The sequence below is a fragment of the Hydrogenobacter hydrogenophilus genome, from assembly GCF_900215655.1.
Classification (GTDB): domain Bacteria; phylum Aquificota; class Aquificia; order Aquificales; family Aquificaceae; genus Hydrogenobacter; species Hydrogenobacter hydrogenophilus.
In genome coordinates, this window is record NZ_OBEN01000001.1 from 161047 (window position 1) to 187057 (window position 26011).

Here is a 26011-nt window from a genome sequence, read left to right on the forward strand (position 1 = left end):
TCAAAAGATGGTTTGCATCGCTATAGTAAAGTCGGTAAAGTTCTTTCCTGTGTAGGTCTTGCCGTCAGAATTATACCTCTTCATTGCTCCGTTAGGATTTACTATGTCAACACCTGCGCTCAGCACTGCATTCCATCCTTTTATGTAGTAGTTGAGAAATACGGAAGTCCTGCCCACTTTGCCTTTTCCAAGGTAAGCCTTGGTTACGGGATCTGTCATGTTAAAGTTTTTGTATTCTGAGTATTCGTAGCGAAGCGCAAGAGCAGGTTTTCCTATACCCACCATCTGGTCGTAGAGTAGTTGTCCTTGAACATAGTAAGCGTTGGTTTTAGGTTTTGTTCCACTAAATCCTAAAGTAGAGGGTAGGCTGGTCTGACCTATGTATCCAAGTTGTAGGTTAGGTACCATATCGCCAAACTTTTGCTCCCAAAGAGCATCCACAGTGTAGGCTTTCGCAGTACCTGAACTTCCTTTGTTATCATCCCACTTTTGAGCCCAGTATGCTACGCCTATGTTAAATACGTTCATTTTTCCTAAATAGCTATCTGCCTTTCCCCAGCCCTTATCCGCTTTGTAGCCCAACATTACTGGGTTCATTTCCAACCTTATACCGTAGGCTATGTTGTCTTTATAACCAAGAGCTGTGTCGGTGTGATCAAACTTACCGTCAAATATACCTACCCTGTATTGGAAAAGACCATCAGCTATATTACCCCAGAAGGTCATACCGTAATCTCTGTCTCCTGCTAAGGTTGCTGGTGCGAAGGGGTTCCAACTTGGCGCTTTATAACCTGTCTGACCGTCTCCTGCACCCCACCTTATTCCTGTTGGAATCACATAGTTTCTGGAAGATGTGAGGTTTGCTCTTGCGAAGGGTACTCTGTACTTACCTGTCCTTATTTTGAGTTCATCAGCAAGATCCAATGTTATAACTGCGTCATTTATACTGGCAGAAGCTGCCTGATGGCTTCCCCTATTGGTGGTGTTAGGGGAAAAATCGCCTTCAAACTCAAACTTAACGTACTTATTTGCTTGACCTGCCATGTTGATAGTTGCTCTTCTTATAGAAAAGTCTGTCCAGTCCTTTACATCACTTCTGGCTTTTCCTAACCTCTGTGCGGTTATCCTAAGAGTGAGATCCAGTGTGGAAAAAGTTTCCTCATCTAATCTTATAGATGCTGCTTGAGCCTGAAGAGTCCATAAGGACAGTATGGCACCTGTAAGTAAGACCTTCTTCATTTTTCCACCTCCTTGAGTTTTAATCAAGAGATCATCTTAGAGATGTTGTGTTAAAGGTTCATTAATTTTTGGTTAATGTTTTGTTAAGATTTTAAGGTCCCAGATCCCACACAACCATCTTGATCTCTGTGTAGTCTTCTATGGCAAATCTGGGACCTTCTCTCCCTATGCCTGACTGCTTTACACCTCCGTAAGGCATGTGATCCGCTCTAAAGTTGGGTCCCTCGTTGATAAGGACACCACCAGCTTCTACTTTTTTGATAAACTCCCAGGCTATGTCTATATCTTTCGTGAAGACCCCTACTTGAAGGCCATATACAGAGCTGTTTACCCCTCTTATGGCTTCTTCTACTTCTCTGTAGGGGTTTACCACTACTACGGGTGCAAAGGCTTCTTCTTTAAAAAGCAAGGAGCTTTCTGGCACAAGGCTTACCACTGTAGGCTCAAGTAGAGCTTTACTCTCTGCACACGCAACACCACCCCTTATGAGCTTAGCACCCTCTTTTATAGCCTCACTGACCCATTCTTGAACCCTTTCTACTTCCGAAGGGCTTATCATGGGACCTACATCTGTGTCTTCTTGCATAGGGTCTCCTACCTTCAGGTTATCTACCGCGGACTTGAGTTTTGACAGATAAAGGTCAAAGACATCTTCATGTACGAATACCCTCTGAATGGATATACAAACCTGCCCCGCTATAGCGTACCCACCTTGGACTGTTTTTGCCACCGCTTTGTCTATGTCTCCATCTTTGTGTAAAACCAAAGCTGAGTTAGACCCAAGCTCAAGAATTACCTTCTTTATACCTGCCTGTCTTGTGATGATCTCTCCCACCTTTCTACTGCCTGTAAAGGAAACCACTCTGACAGCTGGATGCGTTGTCATTGCCTTTCCTACATAACCATAACCCGGAAGGACGCTTATGGCAGATGGTGGAATTCCAGCAGATACCAAAAGCTCACCCAACATAAGGGGAGTGATGGGAGTCCTTTCGGAAGGTTTGAGGATCACCGCATTTCCTGCTGCCAAGGCAGGAGCAACCTTATGCATAGAGAGATTTAGAGGAAAGTTAAAGGGAGTGATAGCAGAAACTATACCAACAGGTTGCCGTATATAAAAGCCCACCTTCCCTTTACCGTTGGGATGAGCGTCCAAAGGCACCACCTCACCACCTACCCTTTTTGCCTCTTCTGCAGAGAATATAAGAGTTTGCACCGCTCTTTGGACTTCTACTCTTGCTTCCCTTATGGTTTTTCCCACCTCTAACACAAGCATTCTTGCAAACTCTTCTGCCCTCTCTTGGAGCATCTGTGCAGCTCTCATAAGCACGCTATAGCGCTCATAAGAAGTAAAGGAAGAGAGCTGTTTAAAGCCTTCTTTTGCCAACTCTACCGCGTTATACACATGATCCTCTGATGCCCTGGACACCCTACCTATTGGCTCACCAGTATAAGGATACACTACATCTATCTTCTCTTGGCTTTCCACATACCTTCCACCCAAAAGAATGCCCTTTTCTACCATAGGTTTTATTTTAAGTTATAATTAAACCTATGAGCCTTTTAAACTTAGTAAAAATGCTTAAAGAAGAGTACATCCAGAACATGCGAAGGGAGCGTATTAGAAGAAAAGAGGGCTTAAAGTTAAGATTATACATACAGAACCTAAGAGCACCTAAGAACACCAAGAATATGGAAAATTGAGATACATTACATTAGCCACTGGGGGACATGTAGATCACGGCAAAACATCTCTGATAAAGGCGCTTACCAGTATAGACACAGACAGACTACCTGAAGAGAAACGGCGAGGTATGAGCATAGATGTAGGTTTTGCCTTTATAGACCTACAAAAGATAAACACGAGAGTGGAGATCATAGATGTGCCAGGACACGAAAGGTTTCTAAAAAATGCCATAGCTGGGCTTTCCAGCGCACAAGGGCTCATTCTTGTTGTTGATGCCAACGAAGGTCTTATGCCACAAACCGTGGAACACATTAAGCTTGCAAAAAGCTTTGGGATAGAACATTGCGTAGTAGCCATTACCAAGATAGACAAAGCGGATCCAGAACTCATCAAGTTGGTAAAAGAAGATGTAGAGGAGTTTCTTAGGAAAGAGGATGTAAAGTGTTTTGGTTTTTACTTGGTGTCCTCTACTGAAGGTATCGGTCTTGAAGAGCTCAAAGAGGGGATAGCTCATTATGTAGAAAGCCTTCCAGAACCCCCAAAGGATGCCTTCTTTAGATTGAATGTTGACTCAGCTTTTCATATTAGAGGCTATGGGACTGTGTTAAGGGGGAGCTGTGTGTCTGGTACAGTAAAGGAGGGAGACACATTAATTTTGGAACCTTTGGGGATACAAGCCAAAGTAAGAAATATACAGAACCACGGCAGTTTTGTCAAAGAAGGTAAGGCATGGCAGAGGCTTGCCATTAACCTTCCAGAAATAGACCATAAGTTAGTAGAAAGGGGTTTTTGGCTTGTAAAAAAGGAAGAACTGTTAAAAACTAAGATAATTCTTATCTCTGCAGATGGTATAAAACCGGGAAAAGAGTATACCTTCTTTTTTGGCATGAGAGGAGTTTCTGGCATACCAAGGCACATACACGAAAACACATACATGGTAAGACTCTCCCAGCACGTGGTATGCGTAAGGGACGAAAGAGGAGCCATCCTTGACAGCTCAGGTAGGTTTGTGAGCGGATACAAACTGCTTCACCCTAATCCCAAAAGGCTTTCTAAAACTTTTATAAAAAAACATCTTCACCTTTTAGGAGAAGACCCAACAACCTACTATCTTCTTGAAGCTGGAGTAAAGGGAATAAGTATAAAAGAATTAAGCGCATCTTTTGGAAGAGCTATAAACCCACAGCATACCCAAAGTGTGCGCATAGGAGATGTTCTCTATCATCCTCATACACTCAAACAAGTAAAAGAAAGACTGCTTGGTCTTATCCAAAACTCTAAAGGTGTGGTAAAGCTTGCAGAAGTTGTGAGTAAGCTTAAGATAACTCAGGGGGTCCTAAGCTACATCCTAAAAGATTTGAGAGGCTATACGGTAGTTGAAGGCTACCTTTTGGACGAAAGGAGCGCTAAAATTGAAGAACTTGAAAGCTTCAAAAAGCTCATGGAATTTATGCAAGAGGGCATAAAGGAAGAGAAGGAACTTCTTCATTTTAAGGATATACTAACTGTTGCAGTAAGAAAGGGATATATTCACAGCTTAGGAGAGTTCCTTTACATAAGGGATGACATCTTTAAAAACTTTGTTGAAAAACTAAAAGAGTTAGGGGATACATTTAGCGTTCAGCAAGCCAAGGAGAAGTTGGGGCTTACAAGAAAGTACCTTATACCTCTTCTTGAGTACATGGATTTAAAGGGACTAACAAGAAGAGAAGGCAATGTGAGAAAGTTCACAAAAAAGGTGTAGTTTATGAAAGTGCTCGTGGTTTTAGGCACAAGACCCGAAGCTATAAAGCTTGCACCAGTAATTAATGCCCTAAAAGAAAGCGGTTTTGAGCTTAAAGTAGTTGCCACGGGACAACACGATGAGCTTCTCAGACATGTTCTTGAATTTTTCCGTATAGATGCAGACTTTCTTCACTGTATGAATCCAGACCTTATTGAAAATACAGCGTGTATGGCAGAGTCTTTGAAAGAAGTTTTACGAGCGTATAAACCCCACTGCGTGATAGTTCAAGGAGACACTCTTAGTTGCTACATGGGAGCTTATACGGCCTTTTTGAATAAAATACCCGTTTTGCATGTTGAGGCAGGTCTAAGAAGCCATGATAAGTTCTCCCCATTTCCGGAGGAGATGTTCAGAAAACTTACAGATGAGCTATCCGATGTGCTTTTTGCTCCTACAAAAAGGGCGGTGGAAAACCTTCTAAAAGAGGGCTTTCCAAAGGATCGTATAGTACTAACAGGCAATACAGTAGTAGATGCAGTACAGACTGCACTTGATCTCCTTGATAGAGATAAGATCAAACGCCAGCTACAAAAGCAGATAAATAGGGAAATAGACGCTTTTGATGGCTTGGTTTTTATAACCTCTCACAGGAGGGAAAACATAGGAGAACCTATGAAAAATATAAGGGACGCAGTGCTTGAGCTTGCACAAAAGTTTCCCCATCTTCTCTTCCTTTGGTCTCTGCACAAAAACCCTCAAGTAAGAGAGAGCATTCTTGAAGGCTTTACACAATTACCAGATAACTTGGTATTCTTAGAACCCCTCAGTTATCCACAAACCCTTTACCTATTGGAGAGGTCAAAAGTGATAATTACTGACTCAGGAGGAATTCAGGAGGAAGCATGCACTTTGAGAAAACCTGTCCTCATAACAAGAACCGTTTCGGAAAGGCTTGAAGTGGTTGATGTAGGCTTGGGAAAAGTTGTAGGTACTGAAAAAGAGAAAATAGTAAAAGAGTTTGAAAAAACTTACAGTAATCTAGGTTATTACGAAAAGCTCTCTTTTGAAAATCCTTACGGAGATGGAAGGGCAAGCGAAAGGATAAAGAACTTCTTCCTTTGCGATGAAGTAAAGAACTTTATGTTAAATTACAAGAAAGATTACAAGGGGGATCTGTATGAGTGTACTAAGGTTAACTCCATTAGTGGTATTTATTAGTCTTAGCGTTTATGCCTTTGATTTCAGACTTGAAGCGGGAGGAAATTACGAATACCTCAGTCCAAATGCTACCTATGGCAGTTGGAAAAGTGGTTTTCTAAGACTTTACCACAGACCCTTTAGTCATTTTACTTACTTTTTAGAAGGTAGTGTTTTTAGTAGAAAACATGATGGTGATGCCTTACTTGGTGTTTTTGGAGCTTATAAAGACTGGAGCGAATGGCTATACACATACAGTAGTCTCTCTTTTGGGAACAACAGTTCTTACCTTCCCAAGTATAGGTTAGACCATGAGTTTAACTTTAAGGTGGGTGCAAAAAGGAACATAGTTCCCTCTTTAGGCTTTACATACATCAAATACCACGATGTTCACAAAAACTACATAGTTTATCCGGGCATTACCTATTACGGAAGAGGATTTGTGATAGCCTACAAGCACTTCATAAACAGAAGTTATCCGGGAAGCGTAAGTTCTTCGTCTGACCTTTTAAGTCTAGGCATAGGTCAAGAGGGGAAAAGTTGGACTTATCTGGACCTTTCCTATGGCAAACAGGCATACCTTGCTACATACTTAGCTAGTCCACAAGAGGTGAGACAAAAAGCCTTTTACATATCTCTTTCTCACAGACACTGGATAAAGAAAAGCTTAGGTTTATTCGGGAGTTTAAACTACTTGAAATTAAAAGACGGGTATGAAAAGTATGGCTTTCAAGCAGGCATATTCAAAGAGTTTTGAGATAGAGAAACCAGTGGTTGGTTATGCGCGCTTTGGTAGGGTTTTAAAATTCAACAAGTATCTTTTTCTACTTCAGCTTACGCTTCTGGTGTTCGTATTTGAATTTTTAGTGATTTTTTTTCTTGAAGATTACTTTAAGGTTTTATCTAACATTGCAAGAAGAATTTTGGAGGATAGCTATACTGGAAGTTATAAATTCTTAAACCTTACGCTTGAATATTCTGTATCACATGGAAGACTACCCACCCTGCAAGAATCTTTTACTTACCTTATTTTAAGCCTTTTATTCTTACTGTTTCTAATAAGAAAACTCAATCCACTGCCCAAGTATATTTCCGCATGGTTTATATACATAGCCTTTGTGTATTTTGTATCTTCTTGCTATTTTGTGCTCTTTTTAGACAGTTTTCCTTACACAGAAAGAGATTTTGCTACACTCTACATCCTCCAGCAGATGGGAGTTTTCATCTTTATACCCTTTGTTCTTGGTCTTTCTTTGTCCATATTCACTTTTAGCTGGCTAAATCTTCTGTTAAACGCAATTACTATATCTCTTAGCCTTATGTATTCTTCCGTTTTTGGTGGTGTTAGGTATATAGTATTCGCTTACATTTTAAAGAATTTCTCTTATATACACATGCCAGCTATGTTTTTTCTCTTTGGTCCTCTTTTGGATTTTATATACATAGTTTCTTTTTACTCCCTTTGTCTTTACATGACCTTAAGGCTTCTTCAAAAAAGGCGGGAGGCTTTTTACCAATGGGGGTTCTGATATTCCTTTTAAAAACATACATGGTTTTCCTAATGCTCTTTCTTTTTCTTTATCTTATAAGACACTACTTTTTTACTTTAAACAGGGCTCTTGGCAAACAGAGGCTTTACTATCAAGATGTGTTGGACGAAGACCTACCTACTGTATCTGTTTTGGTTCCCATGCATAACGAAGAAAAGGTAGCCAGACATATACTGGACCTCCTTATTGCATCAGATTACCCAAAGGAAAAGTTAGAGATCATACCCATAAATGACCACTCAACAGATAAAACCAAAGAGATCCTTAATGAGTACGCTCAAAAGCATCCTTTTATAAAACCTTTACATAGGTATGGGGACTTACCACGAGGCAAACAGAACGGTTTAAATGACGCTCTAAAAATAGCAAAAGGGGAGGTAATAATAGTTTACGACGCAGATTACCTTCCACCCAAAGGACAAATTAGGATTTTAGCTACAGCTTTCAAAGATCCGCAGGTGGGTGCAGTCATGGGAAGAGTTGTTCCCATAAACGCCGGAAAGAACTTGCTTACGAGACTTCTTGATATGGAAAGGTCGGGTGGCTATCAGGTAGACCAACAGGCAAGGTATAACTTAAACCTGATACCTCAATTTGGAGGCACAGTTGGTGGTTTTAGAAAGAACTTGGTCGTAAACTTAGGTGGATTTGATGCGAGGATTCTGGCTGAAGATACAGAATTAACCTATAAGCTTTATCTGAATGGCTATAAAGTTGCTTACGCGAACAGTGCAGAGTGTTATGAGGAAGCACCGGAAGACTGGAATGTAAGAGCAAGACAGTTAAGAAGGTGGTCAAGGGGACATAATCAGGTGATGTTTAAGTATCTTCTACCTACGCTCCTCTCTAAAAAACTCAGCTTTTGGCAAAAGGTAGACGGTTTGTTGCTTCTCACCGTATATATGCAACCTTTTATGATCTTTTTGGGCTTGCTTGATTCTCTTTTACTCTTTTTCCTTGGTGAGATGGAAATAACAAGCTCTTATCTTTTTTTACTTTTCATATTTGCTCATAACTCCTTTGGGAACTTTGCTCCCTTCTTTGAGGTAGGCACTGCGCTGGTGCTTGATGGCGTAATGGAAAGGGTTTTTCTTTTGCCTTTGATGTTTTTTGAGTTCATCTTCAACATTATATATGCGTCTTTGGGTTTTATTGATGCGCTGATAGACCTCATAATGAAAAGAACCGTAATTTGGCAGAAAACTGAGAGGTTTAGAAATGTCTGAGGTATTTTTGTTAATCATAGCTTTTATCTTCCTTTTACTTTTACCTTTTTTGCCTTCTATCCTTGAGCTAATCTTCAAAAGAGACAAAGAACCCATCGCTATAGATCAACAGCGCACAAAGGAGCCCGACTATTTTGGAAAAAGTTTTATCAAGCTTTTGACTACCGCTTTAAAAGACTTAAACATTCAAGAGATAGAAAAGCTTAAGCCTGTCTATCTAAAGCTCAAGTTAAACAGAGAAGAATGGGTAGGGTTTCTAAATGACGAAGGGTTAATAGAAAGCGTGGTAGATACGCCTGTGGTTTTTACCGAAGATACTGCCCTTTTGCAAAACCATATCTTCAAGAGGGAATTAGCGGTATTTGGAAACGCTGTATTCTTAAATACCTGCGCAGCAAGAAGTCTGTATGTGAAGGGTGATTGTTTTATAGAAGCACCCGTTCGCATTGTGAGATGGGTGCATGTAGAAGGAAATCTTATCACAAAGTCTAAAGCAGACTTAGGTGTAAGTGTTTATGCTCTGGAAGTAAAAATAAGAAACAGAACAACCTTTAAAAGGGCTTATGCCAAAAAGATTGACACATCAGACGAGCCTCTTCTTGATAAAAAAAATATGCCGGAAGAAAGGACTATAAACATAAAGGGAAGCCTTGGCGTAAAAGGTGGTATAACCATAGGTGGTAAAGAAAGGCCTGTTGTAGTAAATGGGGACCTTTTCTCTGATGGTGATGTACAAATAGAAGGGAATGTATGGGTAAAAGGGAATGTGTTCAGTCAAAGTAGTATAACTCTTAAAAACGGGGTAGTTATAGGATTAGAAGGTAAAGTAAAATCAGTAGTAGCAAGAGGTAAAATATTCATAAAAGGACCATTTAGGATTTACGGATATCTACACAGTGAAAAGCTTGTGGAGGCAAGACCTTGAGAAAGGGATTTATTCTTTTTATTACACTCATACTCTTGTTTATCATCTTGAAAACACTATTACCCCTTTATTCTCTAAAATGGGACAAAGATATAGAAGTGCTGGTAGTTTATGGAAAAAAAGGTTATCAGGTGGACGCCTTTAAAAGCGCACTTGAAGAAGAGGGAGTGCCCCACAGGCTTGTAGATGTAAAAACCCTTTTATCAGAAGATCCGCAAAGGTTAGCCAAGTACAAGCCTGCAATTATCATACCAGACGGGACCTTACAGTATGTAAATCCAAGCGCCATAAGGTGGTTTGAGGATTATCTAACACACGGAGGGAATTTGTTTATTTCTCAAGATGCTGGTATAAAAAACTATGCAGGAGCATACTTAAGGTCCGCTATTTTTAGTCCTTTGCTGGGCATAAATTACATCCTTTATGAAAAATTAAGAGCAGGTAGCTACTCAAAAGGATATGTAAAGGTGCTGGATAGAGATCTTGAAATAACTCCGGGTAAATTAGACAAAGAACAAAGACTTGTAACAGGATACATGTATAAAGAGCTAACTTACCCTTATGTCAAAACAGAAGACAGGAGCTTTGGTGGGAAAACTCTCGCAGTTGTGGTGGATAAAAAGGACGGTAGTCAATACAAAGCATTAGTTTGGAGCAAATATAGGCAAGGATACATTTTCTACTCTTCTCTACCCCTTGGACATTTTAAGGCTTATTCAGATGACTTGTTTCTAAGGTCAAACTTGAGATACTTTCTTTTCAAACTGGCAGAAGTTCCACACCTTGTGAACACTCCCAAAGGTAAAGGAGGGTTCGTTATTAACTGGCACATAGATGCTAACCTTGACTGGACATCTATACCTATGATGATGGAAAAAGGTTATCTCAGAAAGGGTTTGGAGTATTCTCTTCACATCACCGCAGGACCATTCAGGGACAAGCCGGGTGATAATCTTGGCTTTGATGCTTGTGGAAAAGGTGAAAGGTATGTGAAGATGCTTATGTCTTACGGTGTTATAGGTTCTCACGGTGGATGGGCTCACAACTGGTTTGCTTATGGAATACTTAGCGGAAAACTGGATCAAAAGGACATCTATGAGTACATTGAAAAGAACAATCGCTGTCTTGAGTCCATAACGGGCTACAAGATAAGGGAATACTCCGCTCCTAACGGTGTTCATCCTCAGCCAGAGACCACTAAAGCTCTTGAAAAGCTCGGTTTTGTAGCTTACTACTATACGGGTGATAGTGGTTCATCTCCCAACAGGACTTTCATAAACGGTAAAATGGTATCCTCAAAGGTTATAGCCTTTCCTATATCTCCTTACGAAGAATCCGCCTCTCTTTACGAGATGTACCAAAAGGGTATTAGCGAAGAGGAAGTTTATAGGTTTTTAAAGTCTCTTGCAGATTTTTCTGCAGAAACAAAACAGATAAGGCTTTTCTACTCTCATCCTTACGACATTCCCCTGTATCCTTCTGCTGTTCTCAAAGCTATAGATTACTGGCAACAAAAGGAAAGGGAAGGTCTATTGGAAATACACTCCATGAGCTACTTTGCGGACTTCCTTTTGAGATTTTTAAAAACGGAGTATAGTTTTAGGAAAAAGGGTGATGAATTAGTTGTGCGACTCAAAAACCCGGAAGGATTAAAAGACATAGCTATTGCTGTACCGCGCTATTACGGAAAGGTTTTAAGTTTTCCCAAAGAAGCTGTCTTTATTTCTCAGGATGAACACTTCTACTACTTTTATCTTCAAAAAGACGAAGAACTTGACCTTTCTTTCAAATTCCATTAACATAAGGTTATGAAACTCCTCTTGATAGCTTTGCTTTTTATAAAACTTTCCTTTTCACATTCTGTCCTTGACATCATCAACAATTCGTATGTAGTGCCTTACTTTTTAAACCTTACCGCTATCAACCTACTTCCATCTGACCCAGAAAAAGTCAAAAGCTACATAAGATGGTATTTGGATCATCTTAACTATCCAGATAAATACGGTTTGACAGGGACTATTTATGATTACTACATAACAGAAAACTCAGAGGTCCCTTTGTACACGTACGATTCTGCAGATTCTTACTCTGCTACTTTTCTTTTCCTTACTTACCTTTACGCAGAAAGAACTAATGACTACCAACCCGTAAGAGAAAATCTGCGAAAGTTAAAAGATGTAGCTTATGTGATAGCTTATCTGCAAGATACGGACGGACTTATAAAAGCTCTACCTTATGTGAACCTCAAGTATCTTGTGGATAACATAGAAGATGTATGCGGACTTAGGGCTTTTTCATTACTGCTGTGGAAGTTGAAAGACCCTGATTGGCACTATTACTTCACACTCTCTCATAATGTAGAAAGCTCTGTGATAAAAAATTTAATGTGGCGCGGCAGCGTAGCATGGGCTAAACTTGATGATAAGCTCTTTATTGCAGGCAATTCCGTAGTGTATCCAGATCTTTATGCCAAGGCGGTTTTTTACAGCTTTTTAGGTAGGACTGTTCCTGATGAGTGGGCAAGTAGGTTTGACTATTTTCAGAGAACGGTGATGCGCATAGTAAAAAACAGATGTTTCAGCATCCGTAGTTCAGCTTACTTCTAAAACTGCATTCCAAACTTTTTGAACAATTCCCTTAGGAAGTAGAAAAGTTAAGATCACAAGTACCATTAGAATAAACGCTGGCAAAAGCAACATAAAGGGGTGTACTTTCTCTTCTTTCTTATCACCTTCACCAAAAAGCATAGGAAGAACTTGATAAAAAATTCCTGCAAATGCCAAAGAAAGAGAGAGAAGCACCAACACGCCCAATGATGGACTCTTCTGCACTATGCCCACAACCGTATACATTTTACTTAAAAAAGTAGAAAAGGGGGGAAAACCAGATATGCTTGCCAAACCAAAAGTAAGAATAAAAGCTGTCCCTTTCATACTTTTGTATAAGCCCTTTACCTCGTCCATTTTCCTTTTATGCAAAAGGGAAAGCACATTTCCAGCAGCCATAAAAAGAACACCCTTACTGAGAGCATGAAACAGTATATGAAGCAAAGCACCAAAAGCAGCAAAACCACCCACACTCAAGCCTAAAGAGATAAAGCCTATATTTTCCATTGAGGAATAGGCAAAAAGTCTTTTATACTCACTCTGTTTAAGCATAATAAGACTTGAAAGCAGTAATGTAAGCAAGCCAAAGAAGAGGAGAAAATCGCTTGCATAATCTATACCTGCCTTTCTATTTATCTGATAGAACCTAACTACACCCAAAAGGGCTGTGTTTAGAAGAACACCGGATAGCAAAGCGCTTATTGGGCTAGGTGCTTGCGAGTGAGCGTCAGGTAGCCAGTTGTGCATGGGTGCTAAACCAGCCTTTGTACCAAAACCTACCAGTGCCAATAAGAAGGACAGGAACAGCAATTTTTTATCAAGCTTTTCCGCAACCATAAGAATGTCAACAAAGGAAAGGGAACGCAAGCTTTCTCCGTATACTCCAACTGTTGCGTAATACATGATAACGATTGCAAAAAGACCAATAGTTATACCCGTAGAACACATAATTACATACTTCCAGGAAGCTTCATAGGATTCCTTGCTCCTGTAAAAGGCTATAAGTAAGGCGGTGGCTAAAGTGGTAGCTTCAAGACCCACCCAGTAAATACCAATGTTGTTTGAAAGTATGGATACAAACATGCTGAGAATAAAGGCATTTTTCCAGAAATAGTAATATCTAAAACGTCTCTTTGGTACACCATGACTTATCTCGGTTCTAATGTATCCAAAAGAATAAAGAGAAACAAAAAGTTCAAGGCAGGAAACAGTTAGTAGCAAAAGAGTTCAGAGGGTCAGTAAAGAGCAACCCATATAAATGTGGTGAGTAATTACCAATGTAAAAAATGTAACCTCCTGCAACAAATATACATGCGGATATAAGAACTTGGATGTAGGACATCTTATAGACATCAAGAAGAAGGGAAAGCAGCATACCCAAACATGACAATAAAAAGGGTAAATAAATCATTCCTTTAACACCTCCAATGCCTCAACTTTTATGTCTTCAAACTTTCTTTTTATGCGAAGTAGAAGCACAGAAGATATGAGTATGCTTATGAATATGTCAAAGAGCACACCAAGCTCTACTATAAGTGGCATGCCAGTGGCAACACTGTTTGCTGCAAGAAATATGGCATTTTCCATTATAAGGAGACCAAGTATCTGAGAAAAAAGCATTTTTCTTATAACCAGAAGCAAGCCCCCTATCAACAATGTTGAAAGAGACGACACAAAAACAAACCTTCCAAAGATGAAGTGAAGCTCTGTAAATTTTGTGGAAAGGGCAGAAGATGCCAACACGAAAAATCCAGACAGCACAACTGCAGAAGGTATACTTACAACCATATCTATCTCCCTCTCTTTACCTATTTTTTTTTAAAACTACAAATAACAACACAGGAATAATAAATCCTTTGAAAATAAGCGTTGCTAAAAAAGAAAGATAGAGATGTAAAATGTTTGAATTTATAGCAACTATAAGTATATAAAAGGAAAGCATCCAAGATTGAAGCATGTTTAGGCTTACCGCAAACTTGAGGAAAGGAGAAGCCACATTCAAAACAGCAGTCACCAGCACCATAAGTGCCAAAAAGCCCGCCAACTGTTCCATTCTATACCTCCATGGATAGCACGAGGGATACAAGTGATAGAACAAATGCTACCGATAGCAGATTGGGTAACCTGAAAAGCCTCATTTTTGCATTCGCTGATTCTACAAAAGCAATCAAGGAGCTTAGAATGAGCATTTTCAAAAGATAAAAGAGGAACGCTGGAATAAAGTAAAGAGCCGTCTGTGCCATATAAGGCATAGTCAATAGGACAATAAAACTCATGAATATAGTAAGCTTTAATTGGGAAGCATATTCAAAAAGGAGAAGATGAGTACCGCTTGCTTCTAATATGTTTGCCTCGTGTATCATGGTAAGCTCTAAATGGGTTTCTGGATTGTCAAAAGGTATGCGAGCGTTTTCTGCAAGTGTGAGTACAAAAAGACTTATAATAAGAAGAAAAAGTATGCTTATAGAGAAGTGTCCATGCCCAACAGTTAGCGACTTTACTTCCTCGCCAAGCCTTAAAAAAGCTACACTTATGTTCCACTCCTTAAAGTAAAGGCATACAGAGAAAAGCAGTAAAAGAAAAGCTGGTTCTGAAAGGCTACTGATGAACCATTCTCTGCTTGAACCCAATCCACCAAAAGAGCAACCCTGATCAAGAGCATAAAGAGTCATGAAAAATATGGAAAGGGATAACAGATAGGCAAGTAGCATCGGATTTGAAGAGGTTATAAGAGGTTTAGCGTAAAATAAGGGAAGCGTAAAAACCAAAAGAAGGTTCGGTACAAGATACATAAAGGGGGCAATATGAGATATGATGGTAGCATCCTTTGAAAGTACTGTCTCCTTCTTAAACAGTTTGTGAAAGTTTCTGTAATACTGGAAAATACTTATACCCTTTTGTCCTCTTATCCTTTGTTTTAGTTTATGTATAAAACCAGCGAAGAATGGGGCAAGCAAAAGCACCGCTACACCTTCCAAAACAGATAAAGCCAACTCCATCATTTTTCTCCTATTACAAGCATGTAAAACAGGAAGCAAAACAGCAAAGTCAAAAATATGTAGCCTATGTATAGATTTATGTTTCCTGTTTGAATAAGACTCCTAACATAGCTTGACACTTTCAAAACACTAATTGCCAAAGGTTTGTAAATCCACTTTTCAAAAACATCCATCACTTCTTCTTTGTAAAACAGGCTCTTTCTGAAGTATTTTTTAACATCCTCTTCAAAACTCACTTCCGAAAGTGATGAATAGAACATGGAAAACAACCTTCTTATGCTGTAGGTTTGAGAAAGCACCGTTGCTTGTGCAGAGGAGTTTTCTTCATCAAGACCACACATCCATGTTTCGTACACCCTAACCTTTTTAGGTCTGAATAAGTAAAAGACTATGAGTAAAATAAACAGCAAGAGTAATGAGAGGAATGTGGGCATATAGGACAGACCGTTAAGGTCAAGGGGGTAGCTGGAAGGGAATAATCCAGAAAGGATGTAAGGGTAAGTGCCAATGAGTATGGAGCATACAATAGGTATTCCTATAGCAAAAAGTTCAAAGTGGTTGGGTTTGTCCAATATATTTGCACCTCTGGACTTACCTAAAAAACAAGTCCAAGGAACTTAACAAAAGTTGCACCTATAAAAACACCGGAAAGTGCAAAAAGGGCAAGAATAAAGACAAAAACATAGCTCATTATATGACCTTTTAGATAAAGCGAGAGAAAGAGCGCCTTGTAGAGCATTAACTCACTTAAAAACATATTGGAAGGCGGAAAGGCAGACATGTATAGAGAAGATATAAGCATAAAGAAAAATAATATGGGGCTTGCTTTATACAGTCCACCTAACCTGTTCATGCTGTACTCGTGGGTCATCTTTACCAAAAGCCCGGCACCCATAAAAAGAGAGCTTTTTAAAAGAGAGTGGTTTAAAAGATGCAAAAGCACAAAAGAAATAGCCAGAGAATAAACATGAGGAAGTCCCTCCAGCATAGCAAAGTATGCTACCCCCATACCAATTACTATCGATCCCATATTCTCTATACTTGAATAGGCAAGAAATCTTTTAACATCTCTATCAAGCAGGGCATGAAGGGCACCGTAAAAAAGGGAAAGGCCCCCTAATGACACAAGCAGAAGGCTTATTAAGATGTGAGGCTGTGAAGAAAATTCAAAAAGGAATCTGAATATCCCATAAATTGCCACATTGAGCATAACGCCTGACATATCCAAAACATGCAGATGTCTTACTGATAACAGGATGCGTTACAAGAAACATGCTTGTGCCTATGTTAAAAGCCTACGATAACGCACCAAATCCAAAGTTTGTGTTAACAGTGGGAGACTGTGCCGGTGAATGCCCCTACTTCAGGGACTCTTATGCGGTAGAAGGTCCTGTTTCAAAGCATTTGCCAGTTCACTTACATGTTCCCGGCTGTCCACCAGAACCTGCGCAGATATTAGAAGGGCTTATAAAATTAATGCAGGCTGTAAAAACTGCTTTTCCAAAGATTTGATTATTTTCAGAAAGATGTGCCGGAGGCGGGAGTCGAACCCGCACGCCCTTTCGGGCGGGGGATTTTGAATCCCCTGCGTCTGCCAGTTCCGCCACTCCGGCTTTAGTATAATTATAACATGCGTAAGATGAACCTTTTTGTGTATTTGGTCACAGATGACAAATACTTTAAAGACAGAGACCTTGTTAGCACTATAGAACAGGCTCTGCAGGGTGGTGCCACTGCCATTCAATACAGGTTCAAGAACAAGAGCGCAAGGCAGATGTACGAAGAGCTCCTTGTACTGAGAGAACTAACTAAAAGGTACGGAGCGGACCTTGTGGTAAATGACAGGGTTGATCTGGCTATGGCGGTAGGTGCTGATGGCGTGCATGTGGGAAAGCAAGACCTACCACCAGATGTGGTTAGAAAGATAGTAGGTGATAGCATGTATATAGGATACTCGGTAAACAGTGTGGAAGAGCTAAAGGAAGTGGACCACCTTCCCATAGATTACATAGGCTTTGGTTCTGTTTACGAGACCACCACAAAGGAAAATTACAAACTTGTAGGTATTGAAGGTTTGCGCCAAGCGGTAAAGCTCACCTCAAAACCCATAGTAGCCATAGGAGGTATAACTCACTATAGGGTAAAAAAAGTGCTGGAAGCGGGAGCTAAAGGCATAGCGGTAGTCTCTGCCATATTAGGTTTTGAGGATGTTAAAAAGGCTACACAATCTCTGGTGGAAGCCTGTAGGAGCGTTCACAGGGAGAGATTCTTCATGCCATGAAGGTGCTTTACATACTTGATGGTTCTGCCTTTATATACAGAAGTTTTTTTGCCCTTCCTCCTCTCTCAACAAAAAGCGGTTTTCCAACAGGTGCTATCTATGGCTTTATGAGGACGGTTTTTTCCTTACTCAAAACAGAAAAACCCAAGTGCTTTGTTGTAGTCTTTGATCACCCTTCTCCTACCACAAGGGCTAAGATTTACAGTGCATACAAAAGTAAAAGACCTCCCATGCCTGATCCCTTAAAAGTGCAGATACCCATTATAAAAGAGCTCCTTAAACTGATGGGAATCCCCATCTTAGAGGTGGAAGGCTATGAAGCAGATGACATTATAGGCTATTTAGTTAAAAAGGCGGTGGATATGGGGTTTTTAGTAAAGGTTTATTCTCCAGATAAGGACATACTTCAGCTCGTTTCTGACAAGGTAAGCGTAATAAACCCTATGAACGGTGAAGTGTTTACCAAAAAAAGTGTTATGGAAAAGTTTGGTGTTCCTCCTGAGCTAATACCGGATTATTTAGCTCTTGTTGGTGATAAGGTGGACAACATAGAAGGTATAAAAGGTATAGGCAAAAAAACCGCAGTTAAAGTACTTGAAAAGTATGGCAATGTGGAAAACATCCTGAGAAACTTTGAAGAATTCAAGACAGTTTTTCCACAAGCAGATAAGGAAAAACTTGAACTTTCCTATTCTTTGGTAAAACTTCAACTGGTTCCAGAGCTGGACCTAAAGGAGAGTGATATGTGTATGAAAGAGCCTGATGTGGAAAAACTAAAAGAGAAGCTCACAGAACTTGAAATGAAGAGTTTACTCAAAGATGCAGATGTTATCTTTAGGAGTATTTCTCAGAAAGGTCTTTTTTAAAGTGCGTATAAGAAATTTTTTAATTCCTGCTCTGCTCACTTTAATTTTCTTTCTGTTTTTTTACAAGTACATTCCTCTGGAGAAAGTTCTGGAATCTGTCAAATATGTATCCTTAGAGGATTTTATGTCTGCTTTTTTCTTTTACACACTGAGTCAAACGGTTAGAAGCATAAGGTGGAAGCCCCTTATAAAGGAATTAAGGTTTTTAGATATATTCTTTATAAACAGTGCTAACATTTTTTTTAACAATGTACTTCCCGCAAGGACTGGTGAGCTAAGCTGGTTTTACTACGCAAAAAAATTAGGAATTTCCCTTAAGGTTTCTGCGTGGTCTTTCTTTTTGGGAAGGATGTTTGACCTGTCTGCATTGATCTTTGCAGGTCTTTTGGTTTACTCTTTAGTAAAAGTCTCACTTTTTGTTTTTCTTATTTCTTTTGGTGTGCTTTTTACTTCCATTTTTTCTTATAAAGCATACATCATATTGCCTTCTTGGGGTAAACTCAGAGACTTAAAGATTTACATAAGAGACAGTATGAGCCTTCCCTTATCCCTTTATCTTTTTGGTTGTTCCCTTCTGTCTGTAGTTTTAAAGTTCTTGGCGGTGTTGGAAATCATGGGTATGTCTTCCTACTTGCTGGGTTTTTTGTCCTTTTCCTTTGGTGAGTTAAGCACCGTACTGCCTCTGCACAGTTTTATGGGTTATGGCACTTACGAACTTAGCTTTTCTGTTCCCGCAAAATTCTACGAACTTGACATTAGGAGCTGGATAGTGAAAGGTTTTCTTGTGCATAACTTTTTGCTTTTATCTTCTGGTATATATGGAATTATTGCAATGTTTTGGCTTCACAGATCCCGCTGAACTTTCTTAACTTTTAGGGTTAAGCCCTTGACTTCCTTGATCTCAACAGGATCACCTTTTTTTATCTCCTCATCACTCACAGCGTTCCATATCTCTCCGTGCACAAATACCTTGCCTTTACCATCAATGAAGTCTGTCATGGCTTCTCCCTCCTCTCCTATGAGCTCTTCTGTGCCTAACATCTTTTTTTTCTTTTGGGCTTTTAGTCCTAAGCGTCCTATCACTATAAAGAAGACAGCGCTTGTTATTACCATGGTCGCTATTACAGACTTGGGTATGTTTCCGTAAGGTGATTCGGGACTTACCAGTATTAATGAACCTATAGCTAAGGCTATTGTACCTGCTAAAGCAAGTCCTCCAAAGGAAGGAGTTATAACCTCAAGAGCGAGCATGAGTATTCCTGAGAGTATAAGTAAAAGTCCAAGCCAGTTTATACCCACCACACCCAAGCCGTAAAGGCCCAAAAGTAAACAGATAACACCAACAGCACCGGGTACTACGCTCCCGGGATTGTAAAGCTCAAAAAATATACCGTAGAAGCCTATAAGTAAAAGCATGTAAGCTACTGTTGGATCTGTTGCCAAGGTTAAAAATTCTTCCCTCAGACTTTTTGAAATGTATTCAACAGGAACATTTTTGGTACCGATGGTTATCTCCTTACCGTGCTTTTTTACCATTCTTCCGTCTATCTTGTTAAGGAGATCCTTTGTGTCTTGAGCTATGAGGTCTATGACTCCTGCTTTTAAGGCTTCTTGAGGTGTCAAAGATATGCTCTCTTTAACCATTCTTTCTATTACTTGTGCGTTCCTACCTTTTTCTATAGCTATGCTTCTTACAAAAGCTAAGGTATCCTGAAGCACTTTTTCTTTCATAACTTCGTCCTGCTGACCACCCATCTGCACGGGATGAGCAGCACCTATATTTGTGCCCGGAGACATGACCGCTATGTCTGCTGATATAGTGATTATAGCTCCTGCGGATGCTGCTCTGCCTCCTTGAGGATATACAAAGACTACTACTGGCAGAGGTGTTCTTTGAAACTCCTGAACTATCTCCCTCATAGAAGATTCAAGACCGCCTGGGGTATTGAGTTCTAATACGAAAAGGCTACCACCTTCCTTTTCCGCAGTGTGGAGACTCCTTTTTATGTAATCTACGGTAAGAGGTGTAATAGCGGAATCCCACTGTGCTACAAAAACCTTTGAAAATCCAACACTCACCCAAAGAAATAGGGTTATAATAAGTACCATAGAGAATAAATTTTAAACTTGATGAAAAAAGATAGAACTCAGTTTGTGTGTCAGGAGTGTGGATATGTCTCTTTTAGATGGCTGGGTAAGTGTCCCTCGTGTGGTAGTTGGAACACTCTCGTTGAGGAGAAGGATTTTCCGCAGCTGAAGGGCTACAAAAATAAGTCTTCTTATAAACCTTTAGTAGAATGGTATCAAGAAAACCTTGTTAGAACGAGCACTGGTTTTGAAAAGTTAGATGCAGCCATAGGTGGAGGCTTAGTGCCTGGTCAGGTGGTACTGCTGGCAGGAGAACCAGGCATAGGAAAGTCCACTTTGCTCCTTCAGGTATCTGACAGGTATGCCAATGTGTACGGGCAGGTGCTTTATGTCTCTGGAGAGGAGTCAGGCTCTCAGATAGCTCTAAGGGGGGAAAGGATAGGAGTAAGCGGTAAAAATTTGTTGGTGCTTCCTGAGACGAGACTTGAGGTTCTTATGGATGTGATAGAAAGCGTAAATCCTACTCTTTTGGTGGTGGATTCCGTGCAAACTCTTTACTCGGAGAGCATCTCTTCATCACCGGGTTCTGTGTCTCAGGTTAGAGAATGCGCCTTTAGAATATCGGAACTTTGCAAGTCAAAAAACATTCCCGTGTTTTTAGTGGGTCAGATCACCAAGGAAGGTATGATAGCGGGTCCTAAGGTGCTTGAGCACTTGGTGGATACAGTCCTCTACTTTGAAGGAGAGCGTTTTAACTTCTACAGGATAGTAAAAGTTGTCAAAAATAGGTTTGGGTCCTCAGGAGAAGTGGCAGTCTTTAGAATGTTGGACAGTGGATTAGAGGAGGTGCCTGAGCCTTCCGCCTTTTTCCTTCAGGAAAGGGTAAGCTCTTCGCCCGGAAGCGTAGTGTTTCCTTACACAGAAGGGAGCAAACCCGTGCTTGTTGAGGTGCAAGCTCTTACCATACAGGCTCTTTACACTACGCCTCAGAGAAGAGCTCAAGGATATGACCTTAACAGACTTTCCATCATACTTGCGGTGCTTGAAAAGGAATGCAAAATCTTCACAAGAGACAGAGATGTTTTTGTAAATGTGGTGGGAGGCATGCAGATAAAAGAGCCAGCATCAGACCTTGCGGTTGCCCTTGCTATTGCATCATCTTTGAAGGATAAGCCCATAGGGGACTTGGTGGCTTTTGGTGAGATAGGACTTGCTGGAGAGGTAAGAGCGGTTCACTTTGCAGATGTAAGACTAAAAGAAGCCAGTAGGTTTGGTTTCAAGCGCGCCATTCTACCCAAGTCAGTGAGCATAAAGATGGAAGGTATAGAAGCCATAGGTGTTTCTCACATAAAGGATGCGGTGGAGCTTATACTAAGTAGCTAACACTTCCAAAAATATGTCTCTCATCTCTCTCAGTCTATTTCTTAATTCCTCTAAAAGTTCGTCCTTTTCCATGTTCAAAGAAATCGCCACCCTTGGAATGTCCTGAGGTGTGAGCACAGATGTACCCCTTTCCTTTGACAGCCTTAGCTTAGTCTCCACAAGCCTGAAAAACATATAGTGTTCGTATGCCTTTTTGAGTATGGGATGCTTAGGTATAAGCTTTTCGTAAGCGGATATCATGGAAGGTTCCCTTAACCTTTCAATTATTGAAAAATACTGCACCAAAAACTCTCCGTCCATTATCCCACCTGGAGCGAACTTAAGGTCTATAACTCCTGTCCCTCTTTTGGCTTGACCTTCTAAGGCAAATCTCATGTTTTTTATCTCTTCCTTTTGCTGTCTGTCAACGGGTTTGTCAAACAGAAAGCTCTTAAGTACCTCCTCAAAATCTTCGTAAAGCTCTTTATCCCCAACTACATACCTACAGCGCGTCCATGCGAGCCTTTCCCAAGTTCTCGCATGCTTTGAAAAGTATTCCTTGTAAAAATCAAAAGATGGCACTAACTCTCCCTTTGTTCCCATGGGTCTTAGCCTAAAATCTACATCATAGAGATATCCTTCTTTGGTGTGAGTGGTTAAAAACCTTATAAAGTCCTGCACAAGTTTTATCCTCTCTGTTTTATAGTCTCTTCCTACAAACACAAGATCAAGGTCTGATCCAATGCACAGCTCTGAGCTCCCGTACTTTCCCAAAGCTACAAGCACCATATTATCATCAAGACTTAAGCTGTTCCAAAGTTTTTCCATCAAAAAATCAGCAAGTTGAGTGAGGCTTTTAAAAAAGTCTTTGAGTTTTTGGTATCTTTCGCCTTCTTTCATGAGATAAACAAGAACGATCCTTGTTTCCCAAACCTTTTTAAACCTTCTGAAAGTATTTTCCAAACTAAGCTTTAGGGTTGTAAGGTACTTTTCAAACTCTTCTTCCAAATCCCGCCTTTCTGGAAAGTCTTGGTATAGGGTCAAAAAGTCTTCCACCAGGTCAGGGTTTCTGCTGAGCGTGGTAGAAAGGTAGGAGGACAAGGAAAAAACCCTGCACAGAGGCTTTATGATATCCTCTTTTGAGGGACTAAGTATCACCTTCCTTCCTGTTGGGTTGGAAAAGAATTTGTCAAAGTTATTGAGCGTCTCGTCAGGTTCGTAAGATTCAGATACGCAGGATACTATCTGAGGGAGCATATCAATAAACCTCTTTCTTTCTTGGCTTGAGAGATAGGTACTTTGCACATAACTGATCAGTATGTGAAAAGCTCTGCTGGGGTTTTTGAACCCCAATTGGGATAGTAGCTCTTTTCCAAGCACTGCATCCTCTGACAGTATAGCTTGCTGTATTGGGGTAAGGGAACTTTCTTCTTTTGAGGGCATAATATTCAAAAAGATCCTACTCACACCTTGCGTATAGTATTTGAGCTTACTTTCAAACTCCTCTGGTGTATAACCCATCATCTTGGCTACTATGGGTATGTCTCCCTTGGTTAATTTTTGTGTCTGCAAACATCTGTAGGTTTGCAAACGGTGTTCTAATTTTCTTAAAAATTCGTAAGCAGATTCTAAAAATTTGGCTTCTTCGTTTGAAAATATACCCTTTTGGTTGAGTTTCCATATGGCTTTAAAGGTGTTGCTCTCCCTCAAAAAGGGGTACTTTCCGCCCAAAAGAAGCACCAAAGACTGAACCGCAAACTCAAGCTCCCTTATGCCTCCCTCACAGAGTTTTATATTTATCACACCTTCTATTTGTTTCTTTGCCTGAGCGCTTATCTGCGCCTTTATGAGCTGAATTTCCTCTATTACTCTATAATCCACGGACTTTTTAAACACAAAAGGTTCTTTCACTTCCCTTTCAAAAGCTTCATAGAGCTCCTCATCTCCTGCGCAAAACCTGGACCTTAACATAGCAAACCTCTCCCAAAGCCTGCCGTAAGATTCGTAGTAAAGCTCTGCGCTTCTGAGGGGCATACTAATGGGTCCTGACTTTCCAAAGGGTCTAAGGTCTAGGTCTACCTCATAGGGTTTGCCTTCAGGTGTTATAGTGTTTATCAAGCCTACCACCTTTTGAAACACTTTTGAGAAAAACTCATTCAGACTTAACCTTCCCGCATGACCTTTGTCAGAGGAATGAATAAACATGATATCTATATCTGAATAGTAGTTGAGTTCAAGACTACCTAACTTTCCAAGCGCTATTATGCAGGCTCTTGCTACTTTTCCATCTTCTTCAAGGGGTGTGCCATAGAAGTCTTCAAACTCTTTTAAAGCTCTGCGGTAAGCCATTTCAAGCATGGCGTCTGGAAGGTAAGAGTACTCAGTGAGAAGGTCTTCAAGCTTTGAGGTTCCAAGGATTTCCTTAGAAAGTATTCTCATAAGCTCCCTGTGTCTGTAATAGGCAAGCCTTTTGGAAAACTCCTCATCTGATATCTGGTCTCCGAGAAGTTCCTCTAACTCTCTCAGGTAATCTTCCTTTTTCTTGGATTTGTACCAAAGGCCTGGTATGGTGTTTTGAAAGTCCTCTGGGTGATTGATAAGAAACTTCCTCATACATTCTGAATGGTCAAGAAGTTCAAGAAGTAGAATAAACCTCCGCTGGTTTAGATAATTTATGAGGCTTTGGGGGTTGGGATGTCTTTTCAAAAGCTCTTCTAAGCTTTCCTTGGCTTTGGCTGGGTTTATGAGCCTTTCCTCTGCGGATCCCCACCACTCTGTAGGAAACATCACAGCTTTCTTGGGAAGAGTACAAGCTTTTCTTTTAGGCTATAAGAGGCAAAGAGATAAGGTTTTATGTGCTCTGGTAGTTTTTCCAAGGCAAAAGCCTTGAAAACTTCTGTCATCTTTTGAGGAACAAAAGGATAAAGCAGATAAGCCAATACGAATATACCGTCTGTGAGTGTATAGAGAATGTCTTTGAGCTGTTCCTCGTCTTGTTTTGCCACTTTCCAAGGTGCTTTTTCGTCCACATACTTGTTGAGAAAGCCAGAGAGCTTAAGGACACTTTCAAGGGCATTGTAAAAGTCCACTTTTTTCATATCCTGTTCGTAGTGCTTTATGATCTCTTTGCAAAAGGTCTGATAAGCAATATCCTTTCTTCCAGATAAGGGTCCTTTAGTGTATCTTATTACCATAGAGCTTACCCTGCTCAAAAGGTTGCCTATCTCGTTGGATAGTTCTCCCGTGAGCCTGTTTCTTAGCCCTTCCTGGGTTATGTCTCCGTCCTGTCCAAAGGGTACGTCTCTAAGGAGGAAGTATCTCACCTCATCAAGACCGTAATTTCTGATCATCTCATAAGGGTCTATCACATTTCCCAAGGATTTGGACATCTTTTTGCCTTCCACCTTCCACCAGCCGTGAGCAAAGATGCGCTCAGGAAGTGCATAACCTACTGACATGAGAAAGGCGGGCCAATAAACCGCATGAAACCTTAGGATATCCTTACCTACAAGGTGTAGGTCTGCGGGCCAGTAGTAAAGCTTGTCCTGAATTGCGGATATGTAATTAAAAAGAGCATCAAACCAAACGTATATGGTCTGTTCTTTGTCAAAGGGAACTTCTATACCCCACTTTACCCTTGAGGAAGGTCTAGTCACAGATAAGTCTTTTAGTCCCTGTTTTACAAAGCTCACCACCTCATTCTTCCTGTAATGGGGCATTATAAAGTCCTCTTTCCATTCGTAAAGTGCCAAAAGGTCTTGCTCGTACTTTGATAGCCTAAAAAAGTAGGAAGGTTCTTTTATGTACTCACAAGGTCGCATGTGTATGGGACAAATATTACCTTCTAAAAGCTCGCTCTCTGATTTGAACTCTTCGCATCCCACACAGTACCAGCCTTCGTACTCTCCCTTGTATATGTCTCCTTTCTCGTAGCTCTTTACAAAAACCTCCTGAACAAATCTTATATGCTCCTGATCTGTAGTCCTGATAAACTTATCGTAGCTTATGTTCATGAACTCCCATAGCTTTTTGAAATTTTCTGCGTTTTGATCTGCAAGCTCTTTTGGTGATATACCCTTTTCTTGCGCTGACTTTTGAATTTTGAGTCCGTGCTCATCTGTACCTGTCAGAAAGAAAACATCGTAGCCTCTTAGTCTGTGATACCTTGCCAGTGTATCTGCTGCGATGGTGGTGTAAGCGTGCCCTATGTGAGGCACGTCGTTCACATAGTATATGGGTGTGGTAATGTAGAACTTCAT

At 40.4% G+C, this 26011-nt stretch carries 25 protein-coding genes and 1 tRNA gene; 14 read left to right on the forward strand and 12 right to left on the reverse strand.

Annotated features, from left to right (window positions below; translation table 11 throughout):
• A complete protein-coding gene (locus CP948_RS00870; protein ID WP_096600130.1) occupies nt 1-1239 on the reverse strand; it encodes a porin in 1239 nt (412 codons plus the stop codon).
• Nucleotides 1240-1330: 91 nt separating this feature from the next.
• A complete protein-coding gene (locus tag CP948_RS00875) occupies nt 1331-2764 on the reverse strand; it encodes an aldehyde dehydrogenase family protein (RefSeq protein WP_096600132.1) in 1434 nt (477 codons plus the stop codon).
• Between the two features lie 29 nt (nt 2765-2793).
• On the opposite strand from CP948_RS00875, the gene CP948_RS08825 reads away from it, so the two are divergent.
• The 9 genes from CP948_RS08825 to CP948_RS00915 are packed head-to-tail and all read left to right on the forward strand — an operon-like array spanning nt 2794 to nt 12156.
• Nucleotides 2794-2943, forward strand: coding sequence for a hypothetical protein (locus tag CP948_RS08825; RefSeq protein ID WP_180764075.1), 150 nt, complete (start codon nt 2794-2796; stop codon nt 2941-2943).
• Complete coding sequence (gene selB, locus CP948_RS00880) at nt 2940-4670, forward strand: selenocysteine-specific translation elongation factor (protein ID WP_096600135.1); 1731 nt, start codon at nt 2940-2942, stop codon at nt 4668-4670. The genes CP948_RS08825 and selB overlap by 4 nt, the downstream gene beginning before the upstream one ends.
• A gap of 3 nt (nt 4671-4673) precedes the next feature.
• Nucleotides 4674-5870 carry a non-hydrolyzing UDP-N-acetylglucosamine 2-epimerase gene (gene wecB / locus CP948_RS00885; RefSeq protein ID WP_096600137.1) on the forward strand — a complete coding sequence of 399 codons (1197 nt, stop codon included), beginning with the start codon at nt 4674-4676 and terminating at the stop codon, nt 5868-5870.
• Nucleotides 5830-6606 carry a YaiO family outer membrane beta-barrel protein gene (locus tag CP948_RS00890; RefSeq protein WP_096600140.1) on the forward strand — a complete coding sequence of 259 codons (777 nt, stop codon included), beginning with the start codon at nt 5830-5832 and terminating at the stop codon, nt 6604-6606. The genes wecB and CP948_RS00890 overlap by 41 nt, the downstream gene beginning before the upstream one ends.
• Nucleotides 6563-7378, forward strand: a complete 816-nt coding sequence (locus CP948_RS00895) for a hypothetical protein (protein ID WP_245810032.1) — start codon at nt 6563-6565, stop codon at nt 7376-7378. Before CP948_RS00890 ends, CP948_RS00895 begins: the two co-directional genes overlap by 44 nt.
• The gene (locus CP948_RS00900; RefSeq protein ID WP_096600142.1) at nt 7366-8625 is read left to right on the forward strand and encodes a glycosyltransferase family 2 protein; all 1260 of its coding nucleotides are present in this window, start codon (nt 7366-7368) and stop codon (nt 8623-8625) included. The genes CP948_RS00895 and CP948_RS00900 overlap by 13 nt, the downstream gene beginning before the upstream one ends.
• On the forward strand, nt 8618-9550 hold the full coding sequence (locus CP948_RS00905) for a bactofilin family protein (protein ID WP_096600144.1): 933 nt from the start codon (nt 8618-8620) through the stop codon (nt 9548-9550). Before CP948_RS00900 ends, CP948_RS00905 begins: the two co-directional genes overlap by 8 nt.
• Entirely contained in the window at nt 9547-11349 is a 1803-nt protein-coding gene (locus CP948_RS00910; protein ID WP_096600146.1) for a polysaccharide deacetylase family protein, read from the forward strand. Before CP948_RS00905 ends, CP948_RS00910 begins: the two co-directional genes overlap by 4 nt.
• A gap of 9 nt (nt 11350-11358) precedes the next feature.
• Entirely contained in the window at nt 11359-12156 is a 798-nt protein-coding gene (locus tag CP948_RS00915) for a hypothetical protein (protein ID WP_096600148.1), read from the forward strand.
• Here CP948_RS00915 and CP948_RS00920 read toward each other — a convergent pair.
• The 6 genes from CP948_RS00920 to CP948_RS08955 form a co-directional block, all read right to left on the reverse strand.
• Nucleotides 12142-13239 (reverse strand): proton-conducting transporter transmembrane domain-containing protein, encoded by a 1098-nt coding sequence (locus CP948_RS00920; RefSeq protein WP_245810033.1) that lies wholly within the window; start codon nt 13237-13239, stop codon nt 12142-12144. The genes CP948_RS00915 and CP948_RS00920 overlap by 15 nt on opposite strands.
• A 324-nt stretch (nt 13240-13563) precedes the next feature.
• Nucleotides 13564-13944 (reverse strand): hypothetical protein, encoded by a 381-nt coding sequence (locus tag CP948_RS08940; protein WP_245810034.1) that lies wholly within the window; start codon nt 13942-13944, stop codon nt 13564-13566.
• 16 nt (nt 13945-13960) lie between these two features.
• A complete protein-coding gene (locus CP948_RS08945) occupies nt 13961-14209 on the reverse strand; it encodes a hypothetical protein (protein ID WP_245810035.1) in 249 nt (82 codons plus the stop codon).
• 1 nt (nt 14210) lies between these two features.
• A complete protein-coding gene (locus CP948_RS00930) occupies nt 14211-15158 on the reverse strand; it encodes a respiratory chain complex I subunit 1 family protein (protein ID WP_245810036.1) in 948 nt (315 codons plus the stop codon).
• Nucleotides 15155-15727 (reverse strand): hypothetical protein, encoded by a 573-nt coding sequence (locus CP948_RS08950; RefSeq protein ID WP_245810037.1) that lies wholly within the window; start codon nt 15725-15727, stop codon nt 15155-15157. Before CP948_RS08950 ends, CP948_RS00930 begins: the two co-directional genes overlap by 4 nt.
• A 23-nt stretch (nt 15728-15750) precedes the next feature.
• A complete protein-coding gene (locus tag CP948_RS08955) occupies nt 15751-16377 on the reverse strand; it encodes a proton-conducting transporter transmembrane domain-containing protein (RefSeq protein WP_245810038.1) in 627 nt (208 codons plus the stop codon).
• Here CP948_RS08955 and CP948_RS00940 point away from each other — a divergent pair.
• Nucleotides 16371-16667, forward strand: a complete 297-nt coding sequence (locus CP948_RS00940) for an NADH-quinone oxidoreductase subunit B family protein (protein ID WP_425479795.1) — start codon at nt 16371-16373, stop codon at nt 16665-16667. The genes CP948_RS08955 and CP948_RS00940 overlap by 7 nt on opposite strands.
• Before the next feature lie 17 nt (nt 16668-16684).
• Here the strand turns inward: CP948_RS00940 and CP948_RS00945 are convergent.
• Nucleotides 16685-16768 (reverse strand) — tRNA-Leu (locus tag CP948_RS00945).
• 17 nt (nt 16769-16785) lie between these two features.
• Here CP948_RS00945 and thiE point away from each other — a divergent pair.
• From thiE to CP948_RS00960, 3 genes are read left to right on the forward strand one after another with little or no spacing between them, the layout of a single operon-like run.
• A complete protein-coding gene (gene thiE, locus CP948_RS00950) occupies nt 16786-17436 on the forward strand; it encodes a thiamine phosphate synthase (RefSeq protein ID WP_096600152.1) in 651 nt (216 codons plus the stop codon).
• Nucleotides 17433-18302: a 5'-3' exonuclease gene (locus CP948_RS00955; protein WP_096600154.1), complete on the forward strand. Its 870-nt coding sequence runs from the start codon at nt 17433-17435 to the stop codon at nt 18300-18302. Before thiE ends, CP948_RS00955 begins: the two co-directional genes overlap by 4 nt.
• The gene (locus CP948_RS00960; RefSeq protein ID WP_096600156.1) at nt 18256-19161 is read left to right on the forward strand and encodes a lysylphosphatidylglycerol synthase domain-containing protein; all 906 of its coding nucleotides are present in this window, start codon (nt 18256-18258) and stop codon (nt 19159-19161) included. Before CP948_RS00955 ends, CP948_RS00960 begins: the two co-directional genes overlap by 47 nt.
• On the opposite strand, the gene CP948_RS00965 is transcribed toward CP948_RS00960, so the two are convergent.
• Entirely contained in the window at nt 19146-20411 is a 1266-nt protein-coding gene (locus CP948_RS00965; protein WP_096600158.1) for an NfeD family protein, read from the reverse strand. The two genes, CP948_RS00960 and CP948_RS00965, sit on opposite strands and share 16 nt — an antisense overlap.
• A 21-nt stretch (nt 20412-20432) precedes the next feature.
• Between CP948_RS00965 and radA the strand changes: the two genes are divergently transcribed.
• Nucleotides 20433-21773 (forward strand): DNA repair protein RadA, encoded by a 1341-nt coding sequence (gene radA, locus CP948_RS00970; RefSeq protein ID WP_096600160.1) that lies wholly within the window; start codon nt 20433-20435, stop codon nt 21771-21773.
• Here radA and CP948_RS00975 read toward each other — a convergent pair.
• Both CP948_RS00975 and metG read right to left on the reverse strand, forming a co-directional pair.
• Nucleotides 21762-24539, reverse strand: coding sequence for a [protein-PII] uridylyltransferase family protein (locus tag CP948_RS00975; RefSeq protein WP_096600162.1), 2778 nt, complete (start codon nt 24537-24539; stop codon nt 21762-21764). The genes radA and CP948_RS00975 overlap by 12 nt on opposite strands.
• Nucleotides 24539-26011, reverse strand: a complete 1473-nt coding sequence (metG, locus tag CP948_RS00980; protein WP_096600164.1) for a methionine--tRNA ligase — start codon at nt 26009-26011, stop codon at nt 24539-24541. Before metG ends, CP948_RS00975 begins: the two co-directional genes overlap by 1 nt.

Coding starts and splice junctions, on each gene's coding strand:
- CP948_RS00870 (WP_096600130.1), bottom strand. CDS start 1,239: ATGAAGAAGGTCTTACTTACAGGTGCCATACTGTCCTTATGGACTCTT.
- CP948_RS00875 (WP_096600132.1), bottom strand. CDS start 2,764: ATGGTAGAAAAGGGCATTCTTTTGGGTGGAAGGTATGTGGAAAGCCAA.
- CP948_RS08825 (WP_180764075.1), top strand. CDS start 2,794: ATGAGCCTTTTAAACTTAGTAAAAATGCTTAAAGAAGAGTACATCCAG.
- wecB (WP_096600137.1), top strand. CDS start 4,674: ATGAAAGTGCTCGTGGTTTTAGGCACAAGACCCGAAGCTATAAAGCTT.
- CP948_RS00890 (WP_096600140.1), top strand. CDS start 5,830: ATGAGTGTACTAAGGTTAACTCCATTAGTGGTATTTATTAGTCTTAGC.
- CP948_RS00895 (WP_245810032.1), top strand. CDS start 6,563: ATGAAAAGTATGGCTTTCAAGCAGGCATATTCAAAGAGTTTTGAGATA.
- CP948_RS00900 (WP_096600142.1), top strand. CDS start 7,366: ATGGGGGTTCTGATATTCCTTTTAAAAACATACATGGTTTTCCTAATG.
- CP948_RS00905 (WP_096600144.1), top strand. CDS start 8,618: ATGTCTGAGGTATTTTTGTTAATCATAGCTTTTATCTTCCTTTTACTT.
- CP948_RS00915 (WP_096600148.1), top strand. CDS start 11,359: ATGAAACTCCTCTTGATAGCTTTGCTTTTTATAAAACTTTCCTTTTCA.
- CP948_RS00920 (WP_245810033.1), bottom strand. CDS start 13,239: ATGTTTGTATCCATACTTTCAAACAACATTGGTATTTACTGGGTGGGT.
- CP948_RS08940 (WP_245810034.1), bottom strand. CDS start 13,944: ATGGTTGTAAGTATACCTTCTGCAGTTGTGCTGTCTGGATTTTTCGTG.
- CP948_RS08945 (WP_245810035.1), bottom strand. CDS start 14,209: ATGGAACAGTTGGCGGGCTTTTTGGCACTTATGGTGCTGGTGACTGCT.
- CP948_RS00930 (WP_245810036.1), bottom strand. CDS start 15,158: ATGATGGAGTTGGCTTTATCTGTTTTGGAAGGTGTAGCGGTGCTTTTG.
- CP948_RS08955 (WP_245810038.1), bottom strand. CDS start 16,377: ATGTCAGGCGTTATGCTCAATGTGGCAATTTATGGGATATTCAGATTC.
- thiE (WP_096600152.1), top strand. CDS start 16,786: ATGCGTAAGATGAACCTTTTTGTGTATTTGGTCACAGATGACAAATAC.
- CP948_RS00955 (WP_096600154.1), top strand. CDS start 17,433: ATGAAGGTGCTTTACATACTTGATGGTTCTGCCTTTATATACAGAAGT.
- CP948_RS00960 (WP_096600156.1), top strand. CDS start 18,256: ATGCAGATGTTATCTTTAGGAGTATTTCTCAGAAAGGTCTTTTTTAAA.
- CP948_RS00965 (WP_096600158.1), bottom strand. CDS start 20,411: ATGGTACTTATTATAACCCTATTTCTTTGGGTGAGTGTTGGATTTTCA.
- radA (WP_096600160.1), top strand. CDS start 20,433: ATGAAAAAAGATAGAACTCAGTTTGTGTGTCAGGAGTGTGGATATGTC.
- CP948_RS00975 (WP_096600162.1), bottom strand. CDS start 24,539: ATGTTTCCTACAGAGTGGTGGGGATCCGCAGAGGAAAGGCTCATAAAC.
- metG (WP_096600164.1), bottom strand. CDS start 26,011: ATGAAGTTCTACATTACCACACCCATATACTATGTGAACGACGTGCCT.